The organism is Terribacillus jepli, from assembly GCF_047228925.1.
In the GTDB taxonomy this organism is placed as follows: Bacteria; Bacillota; Bacilli; order Bacillales; family Amphibacillaceae; genus Terribacillus.
Genome location: NZ_JBFEGH010000017.1, coordinates 28,514 through 50,184, shown reverse-complemented (window position 1 = coordinate 50,184; position 21,671 = coordinate 28,514). Strand labels below are relative to the sequence as shown.

Sequence of the window (21,671 nt, the reverse complement as noted above, 5' to 3'; positions counted from 1 at the left end):
CTAGAAAAAAATCTAAAAAGGCAGGGGCTTTTCTTTATGAAATTCGCTAGAATCCTCATAACAATCATGGCACTGGCTTTGCTGACTCTTCCTTTTTCCCTGGCAGGGAAAGCAGAGAAAGTGCAGAAGAAGGATACCGAAATCCCGAATCATGTTTTGAATATATCCAAAGAAAATACTTACCCGAACTCAAATAAGGATCAGATTGTTCTGGAACCAAGTGAACTTGTCAGGGAACTGACGGAGGACAGTGACATTGTCATTCAAAACCCAGAGCTGATCCGCATTCTCAATGAATCGACGCTGAAACCATCACCGCTTGCAATTGGATACCGCGGAATGATTTACATGGGGCATTGGCCGCTGGAATACCAGTCTGCCGAAACGAATATCAATTGGCAATATCAAAAAGTGAATACGAACCAACTGAGCAATGCAGGAGGCGAATCAGCAACGCAGATGAATTACGAACAGCAGGAAGAACGCTATGTAAAAGGCGGACTGACAGCTGAAATCGAAAACCCGAAAGACATCAAGCTGATGATGCTGCAGCAGGCACAGAAGAACACAAAGCTTCCGCTATCCTTCCAGACTGTCATCGGTAAAGGGACGAACAAGGAAAATGCTTATGGCGTTCCGTTGAATAAGTCCGGAATCCTGACGGCTTATGCGCCAGCAGTCAATGAAAAGGGTACGATCACTTTCGGGGAAGTCTATCTGGAACTGAAAGGCTCAAGAAAACAAATTGTAGTCAAGAATGTGACCAAGCAAGGCATTGGCGCATGGATTCCGATTCAAGACCACTTGTCCTTCACCTTCAACGTTCAATGACGAACGCCGCTGTGATATACTAAGAGCCAGATGAAGCAGTAAAGGGGTTTTATATTTGGCAGTAAGTAAAGTGGATGATTTGAAGCAGCGTCTGGCTGCATTCATGGATTATTTGGATAGTATCGAACCAGAAGAGGCTTCCTTGGATGAAATCGATGAAATGCTCCGGATGCTTGATGAAATGGAAAATAAACTGAAGTGAGATCGTGCCTGGGCACGGTCTTTTCTATTTTTTCGTCGCATAGAGGGGCGGGATTTGGCACATTCTATCGGTAAGGAGAGTGTGTCATATGCGATGGAAATCAATCATAGCCCTGTTTGTTTTGCTGTTTGTCACACCATCATTCGGAGCCGCTGAAAGTTCCGTCAGCTATGGATGGGGATTTGTAAAAAGCAAGGATGGCAGCATACCGGAAATTGGCAAATACCAGCAGCTATTGGATAAATACAACAGCTATTATCTGGATGATTCCGGAGAAAAAACAGTCTATATCACTTTTGATAACGGATATGAGCAAGGGTATACAGGAGACATCCTGGATGTATTGAAAAAGCACGATGTTCCGGCTGCGTTCTTCATCACAGGTCATTATGTTTCATCGGCGCCTGACTTGGTGAAAAGGATGGTGGAAGAAGGACATATCGTGGGCAATCATTCTTATCATCACCCGGACCTGACGAAAGTCTCCAAAGATAAGATGCAGCAGGAGCTGGAGATGCTGGAGGATGCGGTGGCAGATCTGACAGATCAGGATGAGATGCATTATTTGCGAGCCCCGCGTGGTACCTTCAGTGCCCGCTCGTTAAAATGGTCCGCAGATCTTGGTTATACGAATGTATTCTGGTCACTCGCTTATGCTGATTGGAGAACGGGTGAACAAAAAGGCTGGCAGTATGCGTATGATCAAGTGATGGCTCAGATGCATCCGGGAGCAGTAGTGCTGCTGCATTCCGTATCTGAAGATAATGCTGTGGCACTGGAGAAACTGATCGTGGAATTGAAGAAACAAGGATATTCTTTCCGTACACTGGATGACTTGGTCAAACAAGATATCCTGCCGAAGGCGATTACGCAGTTTTAAGCTGATCCGAATGAGGATCAGCTTTTTCATTTTGTTTGGATGACAGCTTTGACAATTTCCATGAAGTAGTCCCGCCACGTTTTTTCAGTTGTGTTCTTCATGCGTGTTCTCTTTCTGCAAATATTTGCGCAGCCAAGCTATTTCGGCCAGGGCTCTACTGTCGGATCTTACATCTCCCGGTTTATTGCCCTCAGCCAATACATAATGATCAAAGGGAATATCGATAAAGTCGAATATCTGCTGGAATTGCAATATCATCGGCAAACCTTTTACTCGCGGTCGATCCCCACCGACTGCAAGTACGATGGCTTCCTTTGGCTTCTTGTTCTCGAATGCCGGTTGTCTGAAAACATAGCTGAGCCGATCAAGAAGAACTTTCAGCTTGCCGGGTATGCCATACCAGTAAATCGGTGCGGAAATAACGACGATATCATGTTTTAACAGGAAATCCAAAAAGATCTGGGTGCTTTCATCGAGGGGTGCATGTACTGATTCATGGCGGAAGTCTTCAAAATCCGTCAAGGATAATTCGCTGATATCAAGTGTTTCATGCTCCATATTTTCTGTAAGGGCTTCAGCCAGTATGTTACTGTTGCTCTTGCTCTTCGTACGGCTGCTGCCAAGAATCAATCCGATAGACAAGCTATCACGCCTTTCCAATATTTATATAAAAAGTGTATACTGCACTCATGCATAGGAAAAGCTGAATTATTTGATTATTACCATCGGAAAAAGCGATTTAGGAGTGAGTGCAAATGCACATCAATCATTTAAAGACATTCACTGTAGCAGCAGACACACTTAATTTTACGAAGACAGCTCAACGGCTTGATTACGCTCAATCCAGTGTCACTGCTCAAATAAAAGCATTGGAGAAAGAATATGGCGTCGAGCTGTTTCAGCGCCTGGGAAAAAGGATTTATTTGACTGAAGCGGGAATGAAAATGCAGAGCTACGCTGAAAGGATTTTGGCTTTGCATGATGAAATGAGACAGGAATTCGATGAGGGGGTGGAGGAAAAAGGCACCATTCTGATAGGCGCCTGTGAGAGTCAATGCATTTATCGTCTGCCTGCATTGCTTCGCTTCATCCGTTCCCGATATCCACAAGTACAGGTCATCCTGAAACCTGTGCCATCCAGTAAAACTTCGGAACAGATGCTGCAAAAGGGTGAATTGGATCTAGCTTTTATCATGGAGCGGGATCGGCAGTATGACTTCCTGGAATCCGTTTCTCTATTTCTGGAGGATATCGTCCTGATAGGATCTTCGAATCATCCATTATCAGTTCAATCATCCGCTGCCTTGTCTGAAGTGATGCAGCATCCTTTAATACTGACTGAAAAAGGCTGTTCTTACAGGATGGAGTTGGAACAAGTACTGCAGGAACAGAATTTATATTTAGAAAACATCATTGAATTCGGCAGTATCGAAGCGATTAAACAATGTGTGAAGGCTGGGCTGGGTTTTTCCTATTTGCCGCTTATGACTGTACGAAATGAATTGGAATCAGGAGAATTAAGCTCAATCCGGATTGATGTCCCGATCAACCAGCCTACAACGAAACTGCTTTGGCATAAAGATAAACGTATGACGAAAGTGGTACAGGATGTCATTGACTTTTCAATAAAACATATGGGATAGGAGAGACTAATCATGTGGGAAAAACAGCTTACAGGAACACATACATACAATTATCACTATTTGATGAAAAGATGGAGTATGGATCAGTTGAATGTGGTTGATACGGAAAGTCATGTAATAAAGCTTCCGGTTGTTTTAGAGGATGGGTCCCGGCATATTGTCTTATTACGGTTCAGCGGACCTATCACAGCTCCTGCTGTAACCGTTTCTTCAGCGGACTCTTTGAGTCAAGCAGATATACTTTCCTGGGTGGAGAGCTGGCTCCAGTGGGATATCGATCTTGCAGGAGTGGCTGCGCATTTCATCGGTTCGGATCTGGAACAGCTGTTTTACGCCCATGCAGGAACCCCGATCGTAAGAGATACGGACTTGTATTACTGCTTGATGAAGACAATCATTCACCAGCAATTGAATCTGAAGTTTGCCTACACGCTGACGAATCGATTCGTGGAGGCGTTCGGAACAAAAGAGGATGACATATGGTTCTATCCGTCGCCGGAGGGCATTGCTTCCTTGGCGTATGAGGACTTGCGTAAGATGCAATTCTCACAACGTAAGGCAGAGTACGTAATTGATACAAGCCGTCTGATTGCAGAAGGGAAATTAGATCTGATGCAGCTTGTTTCTTTCTCTGATGAAGAAATCGCCGAAGAGTTGACGAAGATCCGGGGGCTTGGAAGCTGGTCGGCTCAAAACTGGATGTTGTTCGGTTTGGGGCGAGCTGATTTATTACCAGCTGCTGATATCGGGGTGCAAAATGCCTTGAAATGCTATGACAACCTCGCTGAAAAGCCGACACCAGCAGCAATTCATGAACGTGGAGAAAGGTGGTCTCCTTACCGCAGTTATGCGACTGTGACTCTTTGGAGAAGTATTGAGACCTGATACTAATATCAAGTTTTATAATTTGATAACAATTATTGCTGGGAAGTCGTGCTTCGGTCTGCTATAATAAGTCCATTAGTTAAATCAGGCAGCCATTTAGGAGGCGTTAGTATGGAAAGAAAAGATTTGATTGCACCAGAGCAATACAACATCGTTGATGAAATGGAGCGATATGTTACAGACGAAGATCGTAAAGCGCTCATTTGGATGGACGAGGCGGGTAATACGAAGGAAGTGACGTATAAGACGTTATTCCAGGACGTCAACCGCACAGGTAATGTTCTGAAACAACTGGGCTTGGTAAAAGGCGATTCCATTCTCGTGATGGTACCGCGTATCGTGGAGGCGTATCATATTTATGCGGCAGCTTTGAAGCTCGGTCTTGTAATCATCCCTAGCTCCGAAATGCTGAAGACGAAGGACTTGCAATACCGAATCGATCACGGAAGAGTGAAGAGCATCATCAGCTATCATGCCTTCACTGGACAATTCGAAGATATTGAGAATCAAGATGGCTTGATCAAACTTGCAGTCGGCGGAGCTGTCGATGGCTGGGAGGATCTCGGAGAGCTCAAAGCGACAGCCTCAGCAGAACTGGAAACAGTAGAAACCTCCAGAGAAGATATTGCATTGATGTCCTACACAAGTGGTACGACAGGCAATCCAAAAGGAGTCGTGCATACACATGGCTGGGGATATGCGCATTTACGCACAGCAGCTGAAAACTGGCTGTCTGCTTCTGAAGGTGATATCGTATGGGCGACAGCTGCACCTGGCTGGCAGAAATGGGTATGGAGTCCGTTCCTTTCTGTATTGGGAACAGGTGCTACTGGCTTCGTTTACATGGGGCGTTTCGACGCCAAAACTTACCTTTCCTTATTAGAGGATTACAAAGTAAACGTACTATGCTGTACGCCGACAGAGTATCGTCTCATGGCGAAAGTGACGGATCTTGGCAGTTATAACCTAAGTGCATTGCACAGTGCGGTATCCGCTGGTGAACCATTGAACCGGGAAGTAATCGATGTCTTCCAAAAGCATTTCAACATCATTGTACGAGACGGCTATGGACAGACGGAAAGCACGCTGCTGCTTGGTATCATGAAAGGTATGGAGCCTAGACCAGGTTCCATGGGTAAACCAACACCTGGTAACGAAGTAGTCGTAATCGATGAAGAAGGTAAGCAGGTCAAAACAGGTGAAGTCGGTGATATCGCACTGAAACTTGACAGTCCTGCCTTGTTCAAAACTTATTTCCGTGAACCTGAGCGCCGTGAACAAGCGGAAAGAAACGGATACTTTGTTACTGGCGACCAGGCTTCTGTCGATGAAGACGGCTACTTCTGGTTTGAAGGCCGCAGTGATGACATCATCATTAGTTCCGGTTATACGATCGGACCATTCGAAGTAGAGGACGCTTTGGTCAAACATCCAGCTGTAGCAGAATGCGCAGTTGTCGCAAGTCCGGATGAGATCCGCGGCAATGTCGTCAAAGCATTTGTCATCCTGCGCGAAGGTGTGGATGAAAATGATCCAAACCTTGTGAAGGAATTGCAGACACATGTGAAAAATACAACTGCACCTTACAAGTACCCGCGTAAGATTGAGTTCGTCAAAGATTTGCCGAAGACTTCCTCTGGTAAAATCAGACGGGTAGAACTGCGTAATCAAGAAAAACAAAAAGCGAAATAAAACGGAAGCATCGCCTGATAGAGGCGGTGCTTTTTTGTTCCTTCTTATTTCTATGGAGAGTAAGGATCTATTAAAAAAATTATAAAAAAGAAAACAAAACACTTGAAAGTCAAAGAAGGTCAGACTATAATGAAATCACAAGGTCAAAGATAGTCAAAGTCAAAACAAGACACTTGACCAACTAAACTAAACTAAACAAACCTATTAGGGAGGTAATTGTATTATGAAATGCCAACATTGTGGTGAACGAGAAGCTAACGTGAACTTGTTAATGCAATTCAATAACCAAAAACAACAATTACAGCTCTGCCATACTTGCTATAACGAAATGAAAAATACATCTAAGAATCCTGCAGGTTTCGCGAACAATGGCGGAACAATGGATGATTTCTTTAAGAATATCTTCGGTGGAGCGCAATCCGGCTTCCAAGCTGGTGCGAATCATCAAGCCCAAGCTGGCGGTAATGGCCGTGGACGCGGCGGATTGCTGGACTCACTTGGTAAGAACTTGACAGATGGTGCCCGTGCTGGTCTGATCGATCCAGTAATCGGCCGTGAGCAAGAAGTAAAACGTGTCATCGAGACGCTGAACCGACGCAATAAAAACAACCCTGTCTTGATCGGGGAACCTGGGGTAGGTAAAACGGCGATTGCAGAAGGACTTGCTTTGCAGATTGTCGAAGGCAATGTGCCAGTAAAACTGCAAAATAAAGAAATTTACTTGCTTGATGTCGCTTCACTAGTTGCAAATACAGGTGTTCGCGGTCAATTCGAAGAAAAGATGAAACAGCTTATCTCCGAATTGCAGCAGCGTAAGAATGTCATCTTGTTTGTGGATGAAATCCACCTGTTAGTCGGAGCAGGGACTGCAGAAGGTTCTCAAATGGATGCAGGGAATATTCTGAAACCAGCACTTGCACGCGGTGAGTTACAGCTGATAGGTGCCACTACTTTGAAAGAGTACCGTCAGATTGAAAAAGATGCTGCGCTTGAACGTCGTTTCCAGCCAGTCATGGTGAAAGAGCCGACAACAGAGCAAGCAATCGAAATCCTGAAAGGTTTGCAGGAAAAATACGAAGCATACCATCAAGTTTCCTATGCGGAGGATGCAATCAAAGCAAGCGTGAACTTGTCGCAGCGTTATATTCAAGATCGCTTCTTGCCGGATAAAGCCATCGATTTGCTCGATGAAGCTGGATCCCGTATCAATCTGCTGACAGTGACAACTGATGAAGACGCCATCCAATCTCGTCTTGCGCAGATTGCCAGTGAGAAGGAAGAAGCTGCCGGTCGTGAAGATTACGAACGAGCTGCATACCTTCGCCAAGAGGAAATCCAGCTTGAACAGAAGCTTGAAGAACCGAAGAATGAAGAAAAGGGCGAAGTGACTGTGGAAGTGATTCAGCAGATTGTCGAAGAGAAAACGGGCATTCCTGTAACGAAGATCCAATCTGAAGAGCAGAATAAGATGAAGAACTTGGCTGCCAACCTTTCCAGCAAGGTCATCGGGCAAAAGCAGGCAGTAGACCGGGTTGCCAAAGCAATCCGCCGCAGTCGAGCTGGCTTGAAATCCAAACAGCGCCCAATTGGTTCCTTCCTCTTTGTCGGCCCGACTGGGGTAGGTAAGACGGAATTGACAAAAGCGCTGGCAGAGGAAATGTTCGGCACACGTGAATCATTCATCCGTCTGGATATGAGTGAGTACATGGAACGTCATTCTGTTGCGAAACTGATCGGTTCCCCTCCAGGATATGTCGGACATGAAGAAGCTGGACAGCTTACAGAGCGTGTGCGTCGTAACCCGTATACTATCATCCTATTGGATGAGATCGAGAAAGCACACCCTGATGTACAGCATATGTTCCTGCAAATCATGGAAGATGGTCATTTGACAGACAGCCAAGGACGTAAGGTGAGCTTCAAAGATACAGTGATCATCATGACAAGTAATGCCGGTACAGGAGATAAACAAATCTCTGTCGGCTTTACAAATTCCAGCAATGAAGCTGTATCCGTCATGGAAAAGCTTGGCGCATACTTCAAACCGGAATTCCTGAACCGTTTCGATTCCATCATCAGCTTCGAGGCATTGAAAGAGGAAGACTTGGTACAAATCGTCGAGCTTATGCTGACCGATTTGACGAAGAACATGGACGAAGAAGGCTACCAGCTTGAAGTGACAGACGCAGCGAAACACTTCTTGGCTAAAAAAGGCTATGATCCTCGCTTCGGTGCCCGCCCATTGCGCCGCGTCATCCAGGATCAAGTAGAAGATAAAATCACTGATTTTATTCTTGAAGAAGAAGATGTAAGCAATATGGTAGTGGATTTGGTTGATGAACAAATTACAGTAGTAAGTAAATAAGCAGGAAAGAGACTCATGCCTTTGGCGTGAGTCTCTTTTTTTTTATGCAGTATGCTGGGTACTGCTGGTGCGGATGAAAATCCAGCTTATTATATAGCAAAGAATGGCGATTGCACATATTAATCCGAATGCTGGCAGTATAGCTAATTCCTGTATCCATGTAAGCAAATCGATCAGACGCTCGCGGCTGGCCAAAGTAACTGTTATTCCGATCAAGACGATGCCTCCCAGTATTGCTCCGCCAAGAAAACCAAACTTATAGACGACGATACCTAGTAAGAGTCCGGCAGCAAAGAAAGAAAGCAAGAGAGCAAAATCAATCGGTAAGCTATACAGGATACTTTTCAGCTCGGTGCTTGCGCCAACAGGACGTATGATGTTGATATTCGTTACATTGGCGGCCTGAAAAATAGTATTGAATAGTAATTGTACTGCAGTAAGAAAAGTGATCATGACAAAACTGATGAGCAGAATGAAAATTCCCACCGCTGTATGATAGCTTTTTCTGGTGACTCCTCTTTTAATGGCGAACGGGAGGCTTTCTTGGATTGTCCTGAAGCCAAAGATGATCATGAAGATATAGGCTGGCGCTGAAATCGTGATGTACATGACATCTGTAACAGCAGCTAGAACAGATAATATAGTGATGCTGAATAGCAGGATGGAACAGAAAATGGTAACTGTCCGTTTGCTATCGACAGTAAAGAAATAAAGCAATGCTTGTATTTGTTTCATTATGCTCGAACTCCTCTTTTTTCTGTTAAATGAACCATCATATCCTGCAGCGGTACCCCTGAAACCGTTAGATCACCGGTTAGCTGAGGTTCTTCCGTGGAAAGAAGGAATGCTTCTGCCGTTCCGGCAAAGCTTTTTTCTTTGATGACATGTTTACCGTCCGTATAGGCTTTGACCTGGGCCGCCGGACCTGAGATGCAAAAGCTCTCGGCTCTTAATTCCTCAGCACTTTTTTGGAGGAGGATGCTGCCTTTATTGAATATGATCACTTCTTCGAACAAATTGCTGACTTCATCAATCAAGTGGGTGGATAAGATGATGATTCGAGGATTGTTTTGATATTCTTCCAGCAGCACTTCATAGAAATAAACGCGGGAAGCAGCATCCAGTCCGATATAAGGTTCATCCAGCATTGTAAGAGGTGCTTTGCTTGCCAAACCGACAATGATGCCAAGGGCAGATTCCATCCCCTTGGAGAGATTTTTCACGCGGCGTCTCTTGTCTAAGTCGAATCCTTCCAAAAGGTCTGTGGCCAACTCATTATCCCAATTGGAATAGAGCATGGAAGCGATTTTGAGCACTTGCTGAACAGTAAGGTCCTTTTTGAAGTTATCTGCTTCCTTGATTAAGCAGACATTTTCTGTAACGGCTCGATTATCGAAGGGCTGCATGCCATTGACCAGCAAATTGCCGCCTGAAGGTCTGTCATAGCCAGCCAATAGCTGCATGAATGTCGTCTTACCAGCGCCGTTACGACCCAGCAGACCGTAAATTTTAGGTTCGGTAATACGAATATCAATGCCCTTCAGAGCTTTGGTTGATTTATATTCTTTCGTTAGAGCATCCGCAACAATAGTCATTTTCGTTCATCCTCTCTTAGCATACGAATTATCTCTTCTGGAGAAATACTTAGCTTATCCGCTTCTTGTTTCAGCGGAATGATATACGAATCATAAAACTGCTGCTTGCGTTTTCCTAGAAGAATTTCAGGTGCTGTTTCTGTTACAAACATACCTACGCCTCTTTTCTTGAATAATATACCTTCATCTACAAGCTGGTTGATGCCCTTTCCTGCAGTGGCGGGGTTTATTTTATAATGCTGGGCAAATTCGTTTGTAGAGGGTACTCTTTCGCCGATTTGGATGGAGCCGTTCAGAATGGCATCTTCCAGCTGTTCTTTTATCTGGATGAAAATTGGTTTTGATTCATCAAGCATAGAATTGCTCCTTTATAAGATTGGGGTAATTGGTTCATTACTCATGTAACTAACTATATAACTAACGAAGGAGGAAGTCAACCAGAATTTGGAGAAAATAAAAAAACAGTGCAATAGCCTGCACTGTTCGTCACTAATAATTATTCAGTTAGTCAATCCGAATTGGGGGATTGGATAATAGCGGAACTTTACTTCCCCGATGACGGAGTCTTGTGGGATCAAGCCAAACATCCTGCTGTCTTTACTATTTCTGCGATTATCTCCCATGACGAACAGGTAACCATCGGGAATTGTATTTTCCCCAATGACATCACGAAGCTTGAAGTTATTCGTAAATAACGCATCTCCCTGCATAGCTGCCTTCATTTCTTTCAGATAAGGCTCTTTATGCTTTTTGCCATTTACATAGAGTACATCATTTTTGTATTCAATCGTGTCTCCTGGCACACCGATCACACGTTTTACGTAGCTTGCATCCTGGTCTGGGGCATGGAAAACGATTTCGTCAAAACGGTTGATTTCCCCAATCCGGCTGATGATGATCTTGTTTTGGTCTTCCAAAGTCGGGGCCATCGATTCGCCATATACGGTACTGGGAAAATAGAAAAAAGAGCGGAAAATGAATAAAGCGACAATGACGATGCCAACCGACAGCAGCACAGTATATAGTGTGCGTCTAGCTTTCAGGGAAAGCACCTCCTTTAGTACCAGTGTAACATAGAAGGAGGGATCATAGAAAAAACCGGAGTTTTTTTAACTCCGGTTTAACAAACAATTTATACAGATAAGGAATTTCTAGATGTGGCGTTTTGCTGTCTGCCAAACGGGGTTTTGGCCAGATATTCATAGTAACCATCTGTGTATGGGTGGATGGATCCTTCCTGCCAAGGTTTCTCTTCCCCGCAGAAGTGGACGATTGATGGTGTTTCCCTTACTGTGCGCAATACCCGCTCTTCCTTGAGTGATTTCGCTTTGTATTCTTTAAGGATAACGTGCGTCTGTGCATTCCATTTTGGATGGAGCATGAGCCAGTCATTCCAAAGAATGGCATTCAGTGCATCTTGGTCATGCCAAGCCAGTTTATCCGGATTTTCGTTGATGAATGTTAGCACTTTCTCCGTAATATCATTGTCACGCCATGCTTTCATGTCGATCAGGAGCAGACCAGAGTTGAAATAGCGGTCTTTTTTAGTGATTCCCATCTTTTCAAGTCGGTGGTGCTCGCCGTAATCTCCAACAGCTGCAATGATATTGCCATTCATATCAGCATCGAAAAGTTTTTTGACATCATCCAAAATCAGCATATCGCAATCAACATACAGCGTCCGTTCAATAGCTGGATCCATCATCTCAGGGATGGATATACGATAGTAAGCCGCCTTTGAAATGTGTCGGCTGGCAATAGCGCCTCCATATGCATCCAAATCCACATCGAGGAAATGCAATGGTGTCCGATAGGCAGCCGCCGTTTCTTTCAGCAGCAGTTTCTTTTGCTGACTGATCCCTCCATCGATGATTGAAATGACAATATCCTTAGGGTTTGAAGTGTTTTCAAGTAAAGAACTCAATGTCATACCCAAATGCTGTGCGTAGTTGTCGTCTGTCGATGATACAATATGCATTTTCTTCTTCATTGTTCTTCTCATCTCCTTGGTGTTTATATAACCTTTGGAAAATGAGACTAAACGTATGAGATGGAATTGTAATAATTTGAAATGTAATGATTATCCTTGTGCTTCATCATCTTCGGTCTTGCTGTTCTCTTTTGCTTCCCATTCCTCCAGTAGCATGCCATAGACATTATGATTCACAAAACCATAGACGAGTCTTTCCGCTTGGCGGATTGTACCTTCATGCGTGAAGCCAAGTTTTTCCGGGATTTTCCTGCTTCGTACATTCCCGATTGCACAACGGATTTCGACCCGGTTCAGCCGAAGTTCAAGGAAGGCATAATCAAGGGATTTGCTGACAGCCTTCTGCATCAAGCCAAGACCAGTATAATCTTCCCCCAGCCAATAGCCTAAGCTGGTAGAACGATTCTCCCAATCGATTTTATGGAAACCAATCACTCCGGCTAAAGCGCCTTGATACCATATTCCTGCAGTAAATCCGTTATTAGCCGCGAATTGCTCCAGCGTACGCTGGATGAATTGTCTGCTGTGCTCGACAGCCGTATTCTGATCTACCCACGGAAGCCATTGACGCAAATGCTCCCGGGAGCTGTCGATCAGCTGGAACAGCTTCTCGCTGTCCTGCTGTTCCAAAAGTTTCATATAAGTGGCTGAGTCAATCCGATGTGTAAACATGATTCGTCGCTCCTTTCGATTGCTTTTAGTATAGCATGTCCAATCGATTGTTAAAATTAGGAGCAAAACCTTCGTGCATATGATCGCATTGCGGACTGCATCCTATGGAAAAGGGGGCGGATTGCAATGAAGAAATGGATAAGTATGACTTGTATCTGCTTGATACTTAGTTTCCCAATGAGTACAGCTGCCGAGAGCGGGAATGGCATTTGGGACTATATATTTTCGCAAACTGAAGAAGCAGGTAACCTGCAAGTTCATTTTCTCGATGTTGGTCAAGGGGACAGCATGCTGATACAAACGCCTTCACATTATAATATTCTAGTGGATGGAGGCGACAGGGAAGCGGGGGAGAAGGTGGTATCAGAGCTTTCTGCCAAAGGAGTGGAAAAAATAGATCTCCTTGTTGCCACTCACCCGGACATCGACCATATCGGCGGACTCCTTCCAGTGCTGGAAAAACTAGAAGTAAAGCAAGTGCTGGATAGCGGAAAATTGTACACGACCAGAACGTATCAACGCTACACAGAACTCCTGTCAGAAAAGGAAATACCAGTGGCGATTGCCAAAGAAGGTCATTATTTATCAATTGATCCGCTTATTTCCCTCCAAGTATTGAACGCCAATCACCCGAAAGCGACGAATAATCAAGCTTCCATCGTTTTGCGGCTTACGTACCGCACAGTCGATTTCCTGTTGATGAGTGATGCCGAATCAGAACAGGAATATAAGATGAAAAATAATTTTGAAGTGGAATCGGAAGTTTATAAAGTGGCGCACCATGGCTCCCGTACAAGTAATACACTCGCTTTCCTGAAAAAAGTAAAACCTGATTATGCGGTGGTTTCCTATGGGAAAGACAATCAATTGGGACATCCGACAAAAGAAGTCGTGCGTAATTTGCAAAAAGCTGGAGCTGTGCTGTATGCAACGGCCAAAGGCGGAACAATCAGTATTGAAACGAATGGGCTGACTTGTCAGATCAGCAGTGAGAAGCCCGATCCGATTTATCGGGGCAAATGAAAAAGCGGATCCTCGGATCCGCTTTTTTCGTTAATTCGTTTGATCCGCCAGCTTCACAAGTGTATTCGCAAGCGGCTTCTTATTTTCCTCATCAGCAACCAGCCACAGTTGTTTGAGTAAATACTCCTCACGGTTGCGAGGTTCCTCTTTATCTGCCAGATAATCAGCGACGCGTTGAGCGGCTTTTGTCAATGCTTCTTCACTCAACCCAAGTCGTTCCCCTTGTTTCACTTTGTTTCCTAAATAATCTTGGAAGTTCTGGAAATTGTTCAGAATCTCGTTCTTATCTTCTTGAGAGAGATTTTTCGCAGCATGTTGTGCGCGATCTTCATGTGCCATTCTCATTACCTCCTCTAGTTGAGTTAGTAATGTATTCCCAGTGTACAAACCGGCAAACAACAAATGGTAAATATATATCATATGTCCTAGATAAACGAAGAGTTACTCTGCATATGTCTTGCGGAACCCATAAAAAGGTCGGAAATGTTTCTGCTCATAGTACGTTTTCGATGTACTTGTGGCAAGCAACTCCATACGTGTCAAAGGATAAAAATCGTGTGCTGCTTGAAGCAGCTTGCCGCCGATCCCTTGTCCGCGCAGCTTGTCATCTACAAGCAATTCGGCAACGAAAAGGGTGATGGCTTCATTAGTGATACAGCGGATATATCCGCAGATTGTACCACCATGCATTGCAACGAGAGCTGGCGTTGATCCCTGCATAGCCTGATCGAAGCGAACGGGGTCAGCAACAAGGGTAGTCCAGCCTTCTTCTTTTAACAATGTAATGATCCCGGTTAGGTCTCCTGTCTGATAGGGACGTATTGTCATCATTATTTTTTCTCCTTTTTTGTACCTTTTGGCATCGATCCGAAAATGATGGCCCAAATAGCTCCCATTGCTATACCAATAGCGACGCTTTGCAGAGCAATTCCGAATAGTATTGCCATCATAACACCTACTGTGATCGCCAATGGATAACGAAAGGTTTTTTTCTCCTTAGCTTGCTTCAATTCCTATCCCACCTTGTCTTTAATCCCAGTATATCACGGAAAACGCATCACGATGGAAGGAAAAAACATTGCGTATCATGTTAGATTTTGTTACATTGGTTAGGTGTATTTATAATGGGGAGAGAAAGAGATGGATATATTATTAAAAATAATAGAGTCTGCAAGTGATTTTATGTGGACTTATATCATGATGGGTTTATTGCTCCTAGTCGGTCTTTATTTTACCCTTAGGCTTAGGATGACGACATTCACGCAAATACCGCATATGTTTAAATTGATCGGTGAAAAGACAGCCGATGGGAAAGGGGTCAGCTCTTTTCAGGCTTTTTGTATCAGTGCTGCTGCACGTGTAGGTACCGGTAACTTAGCTGGTGTCGCGCTGGCTATTTCTGTCGGTGGTCCGGGGGCGGTATTCTGGATGTGGCTGATGGCTTTCCTTGGTGCAGCGTCTGGTTTCGTCGAAGCGACACTAGCACAAATCTATAAGACGCGAGACGGAGAAGCTTCTTTCCGCGGTGGTCCAGCTTACTATATGGAGAAAGCTTTAGGTAAGCGTTGGCTTGGTGTCACTTTTGCCGTAATCATCACTTTGACATTCGGTCTTGCTTTTAACTCCGTTCAAGCCAATACGATCGTAAGTGCATTCCATAGCTCCTTCGGTATCAGCAAAGGACTATTGGCGATTGTTATGACAGTCATCAGTGCACTTATCATCTTCGGCGGTACAAAGGTAATCGTCAAAGTATCTGAAATTATCGTGCCGGTCATGGCAGGAGGATATATCCTGCTGGCTATCGGTATCATCATCTTCCATATCACGGATATTCCGCATGCATTCATGATCATTTTCCAAGATGCATTCGGTATCAAAGAAATTGCTGGCGGAGCCGTTGGTGTTGCGATGATGCAAGGTATCAAACGAGGTATGTTTTCGAATGAAGCCGGTATGGGTAGTGCACCGCAAGCTGCGGCTACTGCCAATGTATCTCACCCGGTGAAACAAGGTTTCATCCAATCACTTGGTGTATATGTCGATACATTCGGTGTATGTACAGCTACAGCATTCATCGTCATCCTGTCCGGACTTTATACAAGTACGGAATCTGATGGAATCGTGCTGACACAAGATGCACTAAGTTCCCTTGTTGGATCTTGGGCAGGAATCTTTATTGCGTTGATCGTCTTATTGTTTGCCTTCTCATCTGTAGTCGGTAACTATTTTTATGGTGAGTCGAACATCAATTTCATCAAGCGTAGCAAAACATGGCTATTCATCTACCGAGTAGCGGTAGTTGCGATGGTTGCAGTTGGTTCCATGGCAAGCCTTGATTTCGTTTGGGGAATTGCCGATCTGTTCATGGCAATCATGGCGTTCATCAACTTGATTGCGATTGTGCTGCTTGGAAAAATCGCTTTCCGTGCTTTGAAAGACTATATGGGACAAAAACAGGCTGGAAAAAATCCACAATTCTATGCAGATAGCGTAGCGGGGATCCCGAACGTAGACGAAGATGTCTGGGCAAAGCAAGCTGACAAATCCAAGGTATCCTCTTCTTGAGAGGGTGCCTTTTTGTTTAGGATAAAATAATTTAGAAAAGTTAAGAAACAGGACAGTGGGGAATACTAGGGATACAATGGAAACAGAACTTAGAAGAAGGAGTTTTGATCCATGCAGAAAACAGCACTTGTATCGCTCGTATTCGGGGTCATCAGTTTGTTTCTTTCTTTATACGGTATCTTTTTCGGTATCATTGGTTTTGTCCTTGCCATACATACGATACGGAAAGCAGAGCATGTGGAAAAGGCAGGGAGGGGGATGGCAATCGGTGGTTTGGCAACAAGTGTCATTGGTGCAGGCTATCAAATAGTGGCCCTCCTAATTCTCGTCTTGACAGCATAAATGAAAAGAGTGCAGCGTAAATTGCTGGCACTCTTTTTTTTGGAACTTCTTAAAATGATTGGCGTATATTACTTATCTTGGTTTCAGGAGGGAGACGATGAACGCATTATTGGTATACGCACATCCTAATCATGCATCACTCAACTATAGCTTTTTACAGGCTGTGCAAGCAGGGATCAAAGTCAACCCTGTCATCAGCAAAACGGAAATGATCGATCTCTATGAGGAAGACTTTGAGCCTGCCTTGGTTTTTCATGAGAAAAAGCGGCGCCGGGATATGCACGCCGATCCGGATTTCGCATTATATCGTGAGAAAGTCAATCAGGCTGATTTGCTTGTATTCATTTATCCAATCTTTTGGGGACGGCCGCCAGCGATGCTGCTAGGATTCATCGATCAAGTCTTTGCGGCAAATTTTGCTTACCGGCACGAAGGACTTTTGCCAGAAGGACTTCTGAAAGGGAAGCAGGCAGTATGTGTTTCAACGATGAAAGGTCCCTCTCTATACAGCCGCTTCTATTTGCGAAATGCACATAAAATCCTGATGAAACGAGCGTTGTTTCAATTTGTCGGCATTCGCAAAGTGAAAATATTCGAGTTCGGCGGCATGGAAAGAAAGGATGGGAAACAGAAAAAATATCTGAATCGAACCAAAGCATTCTTTAGTGAATTAGCTAAATAGCCAGCTGTTCCAATTCGTAATATTTGTTACGGACATCCTGGATATCATTTTCGGCTAAACTGCGGCTGATTTGTTCCAGCAAGGAAGCCAATGTGTCATCTTCAATGCGTTCTGCCTGCTGGGCAATCCTGGCAGATCCTGCTTCCAAAACTGCTTCTGAGACGTTGCCTATTTCATAAATTCGGAAGTATTTCTGAATCTCCCGGATGGCGGTCTCTTTATAGGTCACTTGCCATTCGTCATAAGTCGGCATATTACATACCCCTTTCTATTCAATAAGGAGCTTCGTCCTGTTATACTGTCTATGACTCATCATGCCCCTTGGAAAGGAAGAATGCAAATGTTACGAAAAATAAATGCTCTGCTCGCCGTCATTGTCATTGCAATCGGCGTCTATCGATACATCGATCAAGACTATGAAGTGAATCCCCAATTGATGCTGCCGCTATTATCACTCATGTTTTTATTGTTTTCCATTGAGGCGATTTTGAACAAAAGAAAGCTGATCGCCAGTTTATATGTGGTCATCTTCGTGATTGTTGCTGGTGCAACTGTCATGATTTTCACACAGACGTAAGTCTCCTTCATCATAGAGGAGGCTTTTTTGTTTATCCTTGACATTATGGAGTTAACTTGCATATAATTCAATTAACATTTAACATATTGTTAATTGAAAGGAGTTTACATGATTGAAGTCGAATAAAGAAGTGAAACACTATGATGTCAGCCGCTATCGTACACCTGATGGTTATACATCGGATATCGCCGTTTTCACCATCACCTCAGAAAGGGCAAAAGCCTATGCCCCGCCCAAAATGGAGCTCAAGCTGATGCTAATCAAGCGCGCGGATTATGATACTGAAGGGAATCCGAATATTGAAGCAGGGAAATGGGCGTTGCCGGGCGGATTCGTGACACCGGAAGAAACCGCCCAAGAAGCTGCCAGTCGTGAGTTGAGCGAAGAAACAGGTATTGATGGTATTCATGTGAAGCATTTTGGTGTTTATGATCAGCCTGAGAGGGATCCGCGCGGATGGATCATCTCGAATGCGCATTATGCAATTGTACCTGAACATCAATTATTTGCCAGAAAAGCGAGTGATGATGCTGCGGATGTGGAATTATTTTCGGTAGAGGAACTTGAGTGGAACCAATTGGCCTTCGATCATCCGGCTATCATTCGCGATGCTATCGCTCATATCTCGCGGGATTTATTGCAAACTACAGTTGCAAAGCAATTCTTGCCCGAGTCATTCACCTACTCAGAACTGCAGGCTGTCCTGCTTACCATCACAGATGACAAGGCAATCAGGAATGAGCAGGCGTTTGCGCGCAAAATCAAATCACTGCCCTTTATCGAAGCAGTTGAAGGGCAGAAGACGCAGCGGACCTCCAAGCTTCCGACACAGCTCTATCGTTTCATTGAAACAGACATAAAGCAATCGATTTATACAGCTCGTCATTAATCCAAAGGAGGATGCAGGATGAAAGCATTGATCAATATCGATTATACCAATGATTTTGTAGCGGAATATGGAGCGCTCACTTGTGGGGAGCCGGGACGTGAAATCGAGGAGCGGCTGGTAGCGATCACCTCTGAATTTATCAATAGTGGAGACTACGTTGTTTTCGCCATCGATAAGCATGAGGAGGGGGATGTGTTCCACCCAGAAACAAAGCTGTATCCACCGCACAATATCGAAGGGACACAAGGACGGCAATTGTTCGGAAAGCTTGCCGATGTGTATAAAGCGGCTGAACAAGAATCGAATGTCTACTTTATGGATAAAACAAGGTACAGCGCATTTGCTGGTACTGACCTGCTGCAGCGGTTGAATGAGCGCAGAATAGAGGAGATCCATGTGGTTGGTGTAGCGACGGATATTTGTGTGTTCCACACGCTTGTCGATGCTTATAACTGTGGCTTTAGAATCATCGTCCATGCGGATGCTGTGGCAAGCTTCCATCAGGAAGGGCATGCCTATGCGCTGCATCATTTTAAAAACGTATTAGGTGCTGAAGTTGTGGAAGGAGGAAAGGAACGATGACATATTATCAGGATGATAGCACGGCATTGCACACCGACCTTTATCAAATCAATATGGCCCAGACGTATTGGAAGGATGGAAAACACAATCGTAAAGCGGTATTCGAATTGTTTTTCCGTAAGCAGCCATTTGGCAATGGTTTTGCCGTCTTTGCCGGATTGGAACGCGTCATCGATTACCTGAAGGATTTCCGCTTCTCGAACTCGGATCTGGATTATCTGGAGCAGGAGCTTGGCTATGATGAAGCGTTTATTGCCTACTTACGCGAGCTGCGTTTTACCGGGGATTTATATAGCATGCAGGAGGGAGAGCTTGTTTTCGGGACCGAACCGATCATCCGGGTGGAAGCGCCTTTGGCCCAGGCGCAGCTCATCGAAACAGCGTTACTGAATATCGTGAACTATCAAACGCTGATTGCTACGAAAGCAGCACGTATCATGCAGGTCTTGGATGAGGGAGATACTGCAATGGAATTCGGTTCCCGGCGTGCCCAAGAGATGGATGCAGCCATTTGGGGGACCAGGGCCGCCTACATCGGTGGATTCCATGCTACTTCCAATGTGAGAGCGGGTAAGAAATTCGGGATACCGGTTGCCGGTACGCATGCCCATGCACTTGTGCAGGCATATATTGACGAGTATGAGGCCTTTTGCAAGTATGCAGAAAGCCATGTGGACTGCACTTTCCTGGTGGATACGTATGATACATTGAAGTCGGGTGTGCCTAATGCCATCAAAGTGGCAAAAGAAATGGGAGATAACATTCGCTTCAACGCCATTCGTCTTGATAGCGGAGATCTTGCTTATTTATCAAAACAAGCACGCAAGATGCTGGATGAAGCAGGTTTCACGGAAACCAAAATCACGGCATCCAATGATTTAGATGAAGAGACAATTGGGGCACTGAAGGCACAAGGAGCAAAAATTGACAACTGGGGCATTGGTACGAAGCTGATAACTGCGTATGATCAGCCAGCATTGGGAGCGGTATATAAAATTGTCTCCATCGAGGATGACAATGGAAGCATGGTTGATACAATCAAAATCAGCGCCAATCCCGAAAAGGTCTCGACACCTGGATTGAAACGCGTCTACCGGATAATAAATCGAGCGAACCAAAAATCGGAAGGGGATTATATTGCACTCAAGGATGAGGTTCCAGAAGACGAAGAGAGGCTCAAGATGTTTCACCCGACTTACCCGTACATCAGTAAGTTCGTGACGGATTTTGAAGCAAAGGAACTTCAGCAGCCAATTTTCCAAAACGGTGAGCTCGTCTACAAGCTTCCATCCCTGAAAGAGACGCGTGAATATGTGAAACACAGCCTCACTTACCTATGGGACGAATATAAACGGACACATAACCCCGAGGCATATCCTGTCGACTTGAGCACAGCTTGCTGGAACAATAAGATGGAATTGATCGAACGCATCAAGTCCCAGCTGGAGGAGAAGTAGCATGGGGAAAATCGGCATTTATGGTTCTTCCTTCGATCCGATAACGAATGTCCATTTGTGGACTGCCAGTACGGTAGCCCATCGCTGCAAATTGGATAAGGTGATTTTCCTGCCTTGCTCCAGTAAGCGGAAGGATAAAAAACTCAACACGACGGACGAACATCGTTGGCAAATGATCCAGATGGCTATCCAGGATAATGACTGTTATATTGCCGATGATTACGAAATGAAGCAGGAAGCCTGGAATGTGTATACCGAGCAGACACTGAAGCATTTCAAGGAAATCTATCCAGATGATGAGATATACTTCATCATGGGTGCAGATTTGCTCGAGGATATTGGAGCGGGAAAATGGGGGAACAGTGAAGCCTTGGTACGTGACAATCGATTCATTGTCATGGCCCGTAACGGCATCGATATGCTGAAGGTGATCAGTCATTCTCCGCTGCTGCGCAACCATGATGATGGGCATACCTTTCATTTGATTGATAAGGGGCTGGCAATGGAAATCAGCTCTACTTATATCCGCGAGGAGTTTGCTGTCGGCGGGGAGCCTAGGTACTTGCTGCCGGAGAGCTGTTATCGGTATATTAAGGAGCATCAAATATATAAATAATCTAACTGGAACAAAAGTGATATAGCTAGAACAAAAACCGAACTATGACGTGAATCCTTTAACTAGGTCACGTAAATTCGGTTTTTGTTCTTATAATTTACTCTTTTCGTTCGATGTAAGCCCTGAAACTTTCCTTGCCCAACGGAAACAGCACAAGTCTGATCGTGTCCATGGAAAGCG

27 protein-coding genes are annotated in these 21,671 nt (G+C 44.6%); 16 read left to right on the top strand and 11 right to left on the bottom strand.

Annotation, left to right across the window (positions count from 1 at the left end):
- The first annotated feature begins 36 nt into the window (after window positions 1-36).
- The 3 genes from AB1K91_RS16605 (at window position 37) to pdaA (ending at window position 1,913) form a co-directional block, all read left to right on the top strand.
- Window positions 37-831 (top strand): YfkD famly protein, encoded by a 795-nt coding sequence (locus AB1K91_RS16605; RefSeq protein WP_413091454.1) that lies wholly within the window; start codon window positions 37-39, stop codon window positions 829-831.
- A gap of 55 nt (window positions 832-886) precedes the next feature.
- Window positions 887-1,033, top strand: coding sequence for an SE1561 family protein (locus AB1K91_RS16600; RefSeq protein ID WP_413091452.1), 147 nt, complete (start codon window positions 887-889; stop codon window positions 1,031-1,033).
- Between the two features lie 88 nt (window positions 1,034-1,121).
- On the top strand, window positions 1,122-1,913 hold the full coding sequence (gene pdaA / locus AB1K91_RS16595; protein ID WP_413091450.1) for a delta-lactam-biosynthetic de-N-acetylase: 792 nt from the start codon (window positions 1,122-1,124) through the stop codon (window positions 1,911-1,913).
- 84 nt (window positions 1,914-1,997) lie between these two features.
- Here the strand turns inward: pdaA and AB1K91_RS16590 are convergent, their stop codons facing one another.
- Window positions 1,998-2,555 carry a flavodoxin family protein gene (locus AB1K91_RS16590; protein ID WP_413091449.1) on the bottom strand — a complete coding sequence of 186 codons (558 nt, stop codon included), beginning with the start codon at window positions 2,553-2,555 and terminating at the stop codon, window positions 1,998-2,000.
- 113 nt (window positions 2,556-2,668) lie between these two features.
- Between AB1K91_RS16590 and AB1K91_RS16585 the strand changes: the two genes are divergently transcribed.
- The 4 genes from AB1K91_RS16585 to AB1K91_RS16570 all read left to right on the top strand — a co-directional run bounded on the left by AB1K91_RS16585 (window position 2,669) and on the right by AB1K91_RS16570 (window position 8,498).
- Complete coding sequence (locus tag AB1K91_RS16585) at window positions 2,669-3,556, top strand: LysR family transcriptional regulator (protein WP_413091447.1); 888 nt, start codon at window positions 2,669-2,671, stop codon at window positions 3,554-3,556.
- Between the two features lie 12 nt (window positions 3,557-3,568).
- Window positions 3,569-4,441: a DNA-3-methyladenine glycosylase family protein gene (locus AB1K91_RS16580; protein WP_413091445.1), complete on the top strand. Its 873-nt coding sequence runs from the start codon at window positions 3,569-3,571 to the stop codon at window positions 4,439-4,441.
- A 111-nt stretch (window positions 4,442-4,552) separates the two neighbouring features.
- Entirely contained in the window at window positions 4,553-6,133 is a 1,581-nt protein-coding gene (mbcS, locus tag AB1K91_RS16575) for an acyl-CoA synthetase MbcS (protein ID WP_413091443.1), read from the top strand.
- A 223-nt stretch (window positions 6,134-6,356) separates the two neighbouring features.
- Entirely contained in the window at window positions 6,357-8,498 is a 2,142-nt protein-coding gene (locus tag AB1K91_RS16570) for an ATP-dependent Clp protease ATP-binding subunit (RefSeq protein WP_413091441.1), read from the top strand.
- A gap of 42 nt (window positions 8,499-8,540) precedes the next feature.
- Here AB1K91_RS16570 and AB1K91_RS16565 read toward each other — a convergent pair whose 3' ends face one another.
- The 6 genes from AB1K91_RS16565 to AB1K91_RS16540 all read right to left on the bottom strand — a co-directional run bounded on the left by AB1K91_RS16565 (window position 8,541) and on the right by AB1K91_RS16540 (window position 12,755).
- A complete protein-coding gene (locus AB1K91_RS16565; RefSeq protein ID WP_413091440.1) occupies window positions 8,541-9,233 on the bottom strand; it encodes a hypothetical protein in 693 nt (230 codons plus the stop codon).
- A complete protein-coding gene (locus AB1K91_RS16560) occupies window positions 9,233-10,093 on the bottom strand; it encodes an ABC transporter ATP-binding protein (RefSeq protein ID WP_413091438.1) in 861 nt (286 codons plus the stop codon). The genes AB1K91_RS16565 and AB1K91_RS16560 overlap by 1 nt, the downstream gene beginning before the upstream one ends.
- Entirely contained in the window at window positions 10,090-10,449 is a 360-nt protein-coding gene (locus AB1K91_RS16555) for a GntR family transcriptional regulator (RefSeq protein WP_413091436.1), read from the bottom strand. Before AB1K91_RS16555 ends, AB1K91_RS16560 begins: the two co-directional genes overlap by 4 nt.
- Before the next feature lie 144 nt (window positions 10,450-10,593).
- Window positions 10,594-11,145 carry a signal peptidase I gene (lepB, locus tag AB1K91_RS16550; RefSeq protein WP_212733372.1) on the bottom strand — a complete coding sequence of 184 codons (552 nt, stop codon included), beginning with the start codon at window positions 11,143-11,145 and terminating at the stop codon, window positions 10,594-10,596.
- An 80-nt stretch (window positions 11,146-11,225) separates the two neighbouring features.
- Entirely contained in the window at window positions 11,226-12,083 is an 858-nt protein-coding gene (locus AB1K91_RS16545) for a glycosyltransferase family 8 protein (RefSeq protein ID WP_413091434.1), read from the bottom strand.
- A gap of 90 nt (window positions 12,084-12,173) precedes the next feature.
- Window positions 12,174-12,755 carry a GNAT family N-acetyltransferase gene (locus AB1K91_RS16540; RefSeq protein WP_413091432.1) on the bottom strand — a complete coding sequence of 194 codons (582 nt, stop codon included), beginning with the start codon at window positions 12,753-12,755 and terminating at the stop codon, window positions 12,174-12,176.
- Between the two features lie 126 nt (window positions 12,756-12,881).
- On the opposite strand from AB1K91_RS16540, the gene AB1K91_RS16535 reads away from it, so the two are divergent.
- A complete protein-coding gene (locus AB1K91_RS16535) occupies window positions 12,882-13,778 on the top strand; it encodes a ComEC/Rec2 family competence protein (RefSeq protein WP_413091431.1) in 897 nt (298 codons plus the stop codon).
- Between the two features lie 30 nt (window positions 13,779-13,808).
- Here the strand turns inward: AB1K91_RS16535 and AB1K91_RS16530 are convergent, their stop codons facing one another.
- From AB1K91_RS16530 to AB1K91_RS16520, 3 genes are all read right to left on the bottom strand, one after another.
- Window positions 13,809-14,117: a DUF3243 domain-containing protein gene (locus AB1K91_RS16530; RefSeq protein ID WP_413091429.1), complete on the bottom strand. Its 309-nt coding sequence runs from the start codon at window positions 14,115-14,117 to the stop codon at window positions 13,809-13,811.
- A 102-nt stretch (window positions 14,118-14,219) separates the two neighbouring features.
- Complete coding sequence (locus AB1K91_RS16525) at window positions 14,220-14,609, bottom strand: GNAT family N-acetyltransferase (protein WP_413091428.1); 390 nt, start codon at window positions 14,607-14,609, stop codon at window positions 14,220-14,222.
- Window positions 14,609-14,788: a hypothetical protein gene (locus AB1K91_RS16520; protein WP_413091427.1), complete on the bottom strand. Its 180-nt coding sequence runs from the start codon at window positions 14,786-14,788 to the stop codon at window positions 14,609-14,611. The genes AB1K91_RS16525 and AB1K91_RS16520 overlap by 1 nt, the downstream gene beginning before the upstream one ends.
- A 130-nt stretch (window positions 14,789-14,918) precedes the next feature.
- Here AB1K91_RS16520 and AB1K91_RS16515 point away from each other — a divergent pair, with 130 nt between their 5' ends.
- From AB1K91_RS16515 to AB1K91_RS16505, 3 genes are all read left to right on the top strand, one after another.
- A complete protein-coding gene (locus AB1K91_RS16515) occupies window positions 14,919-16,346 on the top strand; it encodes an alanine/glycine:cation symporter family protein (protein ID WP_093728053.1) in 1,428 nt (475 codons plus the stop codon).
- A gap of 111 nt (window positions 16,347-16,457) precedes the next feature.
- Window positions 16,458-16,688: a DUF4190 domain-containing protein gene (locus AB1K91_RS16510; RefSeq protein ID WP_413091426.1), complete on the top strand. Its 231-nt coding sequence runs from the start codon at window positions 16,458-16,460 to the stop codon at window positions 16,686-16,688.
- Window positions 16,689-16,785: 97 nt separating this feature from the next.
- Window positions 16,786-17,370: an NAD(P)H-dependent oxidoreductase gene (locus AB1K91_RS16505; protein ID WP_413091424.1), complete on the top strand. Its 585-nt coding sequence runs from the start codon at window positions 16,786-16,788 to the stop codon at window positions 17,368-17,370.
- Here the strand turns inward: AB1K91_RS16505 and AB1K91_RS16500 are convergent.
- Entirely contained in the window at window positions 17,363-17,623 is a 261-nt protein-coding gene (locus tag AB1K91_RS16500; RefSeq protein WP_413091423.1) for a hypothetical protein, read from the bottom strand. The genes AB1K91_RS16505 and AB1K91_RS16500 overlap by 8 nt on opposite strands.
- Window positions 17,624-17,710: 87 nt before the next feature.
- Between AB1K91_RS16500 and AB1K91_RS16495 the strand changes: the two genes are divergently transcribed.
- From AB1K91_RS16495 to nadD, 5 genes are all read left to right on the top strand, one after another.
- Window positions 17,711-17,947 (top strand): DUF3953 domain-containing protein, encoded by a 237-nt coding sequence (locus AB1K91_RS16495; protein WP_093728049.1) that lies wholly within the window; start codon window positions 17,711-17,713, stop codon window positions 17,945-17,947.
- 112 nt (window positions 17,948-18,059) lie between these two features.
- Window positions 18,060-18,836 carry an NUDIX hydrolase gene (locus AB1K91_RS16490; RefSeq protein ID WP_413091421.1) on the top strand — a complete coding sequence of 259 codons (777 nt, stop codon included), beginning with the start codon at window positions 18,060-18,062 and terminating at the stop codon, window positions 18,834-18,836.
- Window positions 18,837-18,854: 18 nt separating this feature from the next.
- Complete coding sequence (locus tag AB1K91_RS16485) at window positions 18,855-19,418, top strand: cysteine hydrolase family protein (RefSeq protein WP_413091419.1); 564 nt, start codon at window positions 18,855-18,857, stop codon at window positions 19,416-19,418.
- The gene (locus AB1K91_RS16480; RefSeq protein WP_413091417.1) at window positions 19,415-20,875 is read left to right on the top strand and encodes a nicotinate phosphoribosyltransferase; all 1,461 of its coding nucleotides are present in this window, start codon (window positions 19,415-19,417) and stop codon (window positions 20,873-20,875) included. The genes AB1K91_RS16485 and AB1K91_RS16480 overlap by 4 nt, the downstream gene beginning before the upstream one ends.
- 1 nt (window position 20,876) lies before the next feature.
- Window positions 20,877-21,491 (top strand): nicotinate (nicotinamide) nucleotide adenylyltransferase, encoded by a 615-nt coding sequence (nadD, locus tag AB1K91_RS16475; RefSeq protein ID WP_413091416.1) that lies wholly within the window; start codon window positions 20,877-20,879, stop codon window positions 21,489-21,491.
- Window positions 21,492-21,671: the final 180 nt, after the last annotated feature.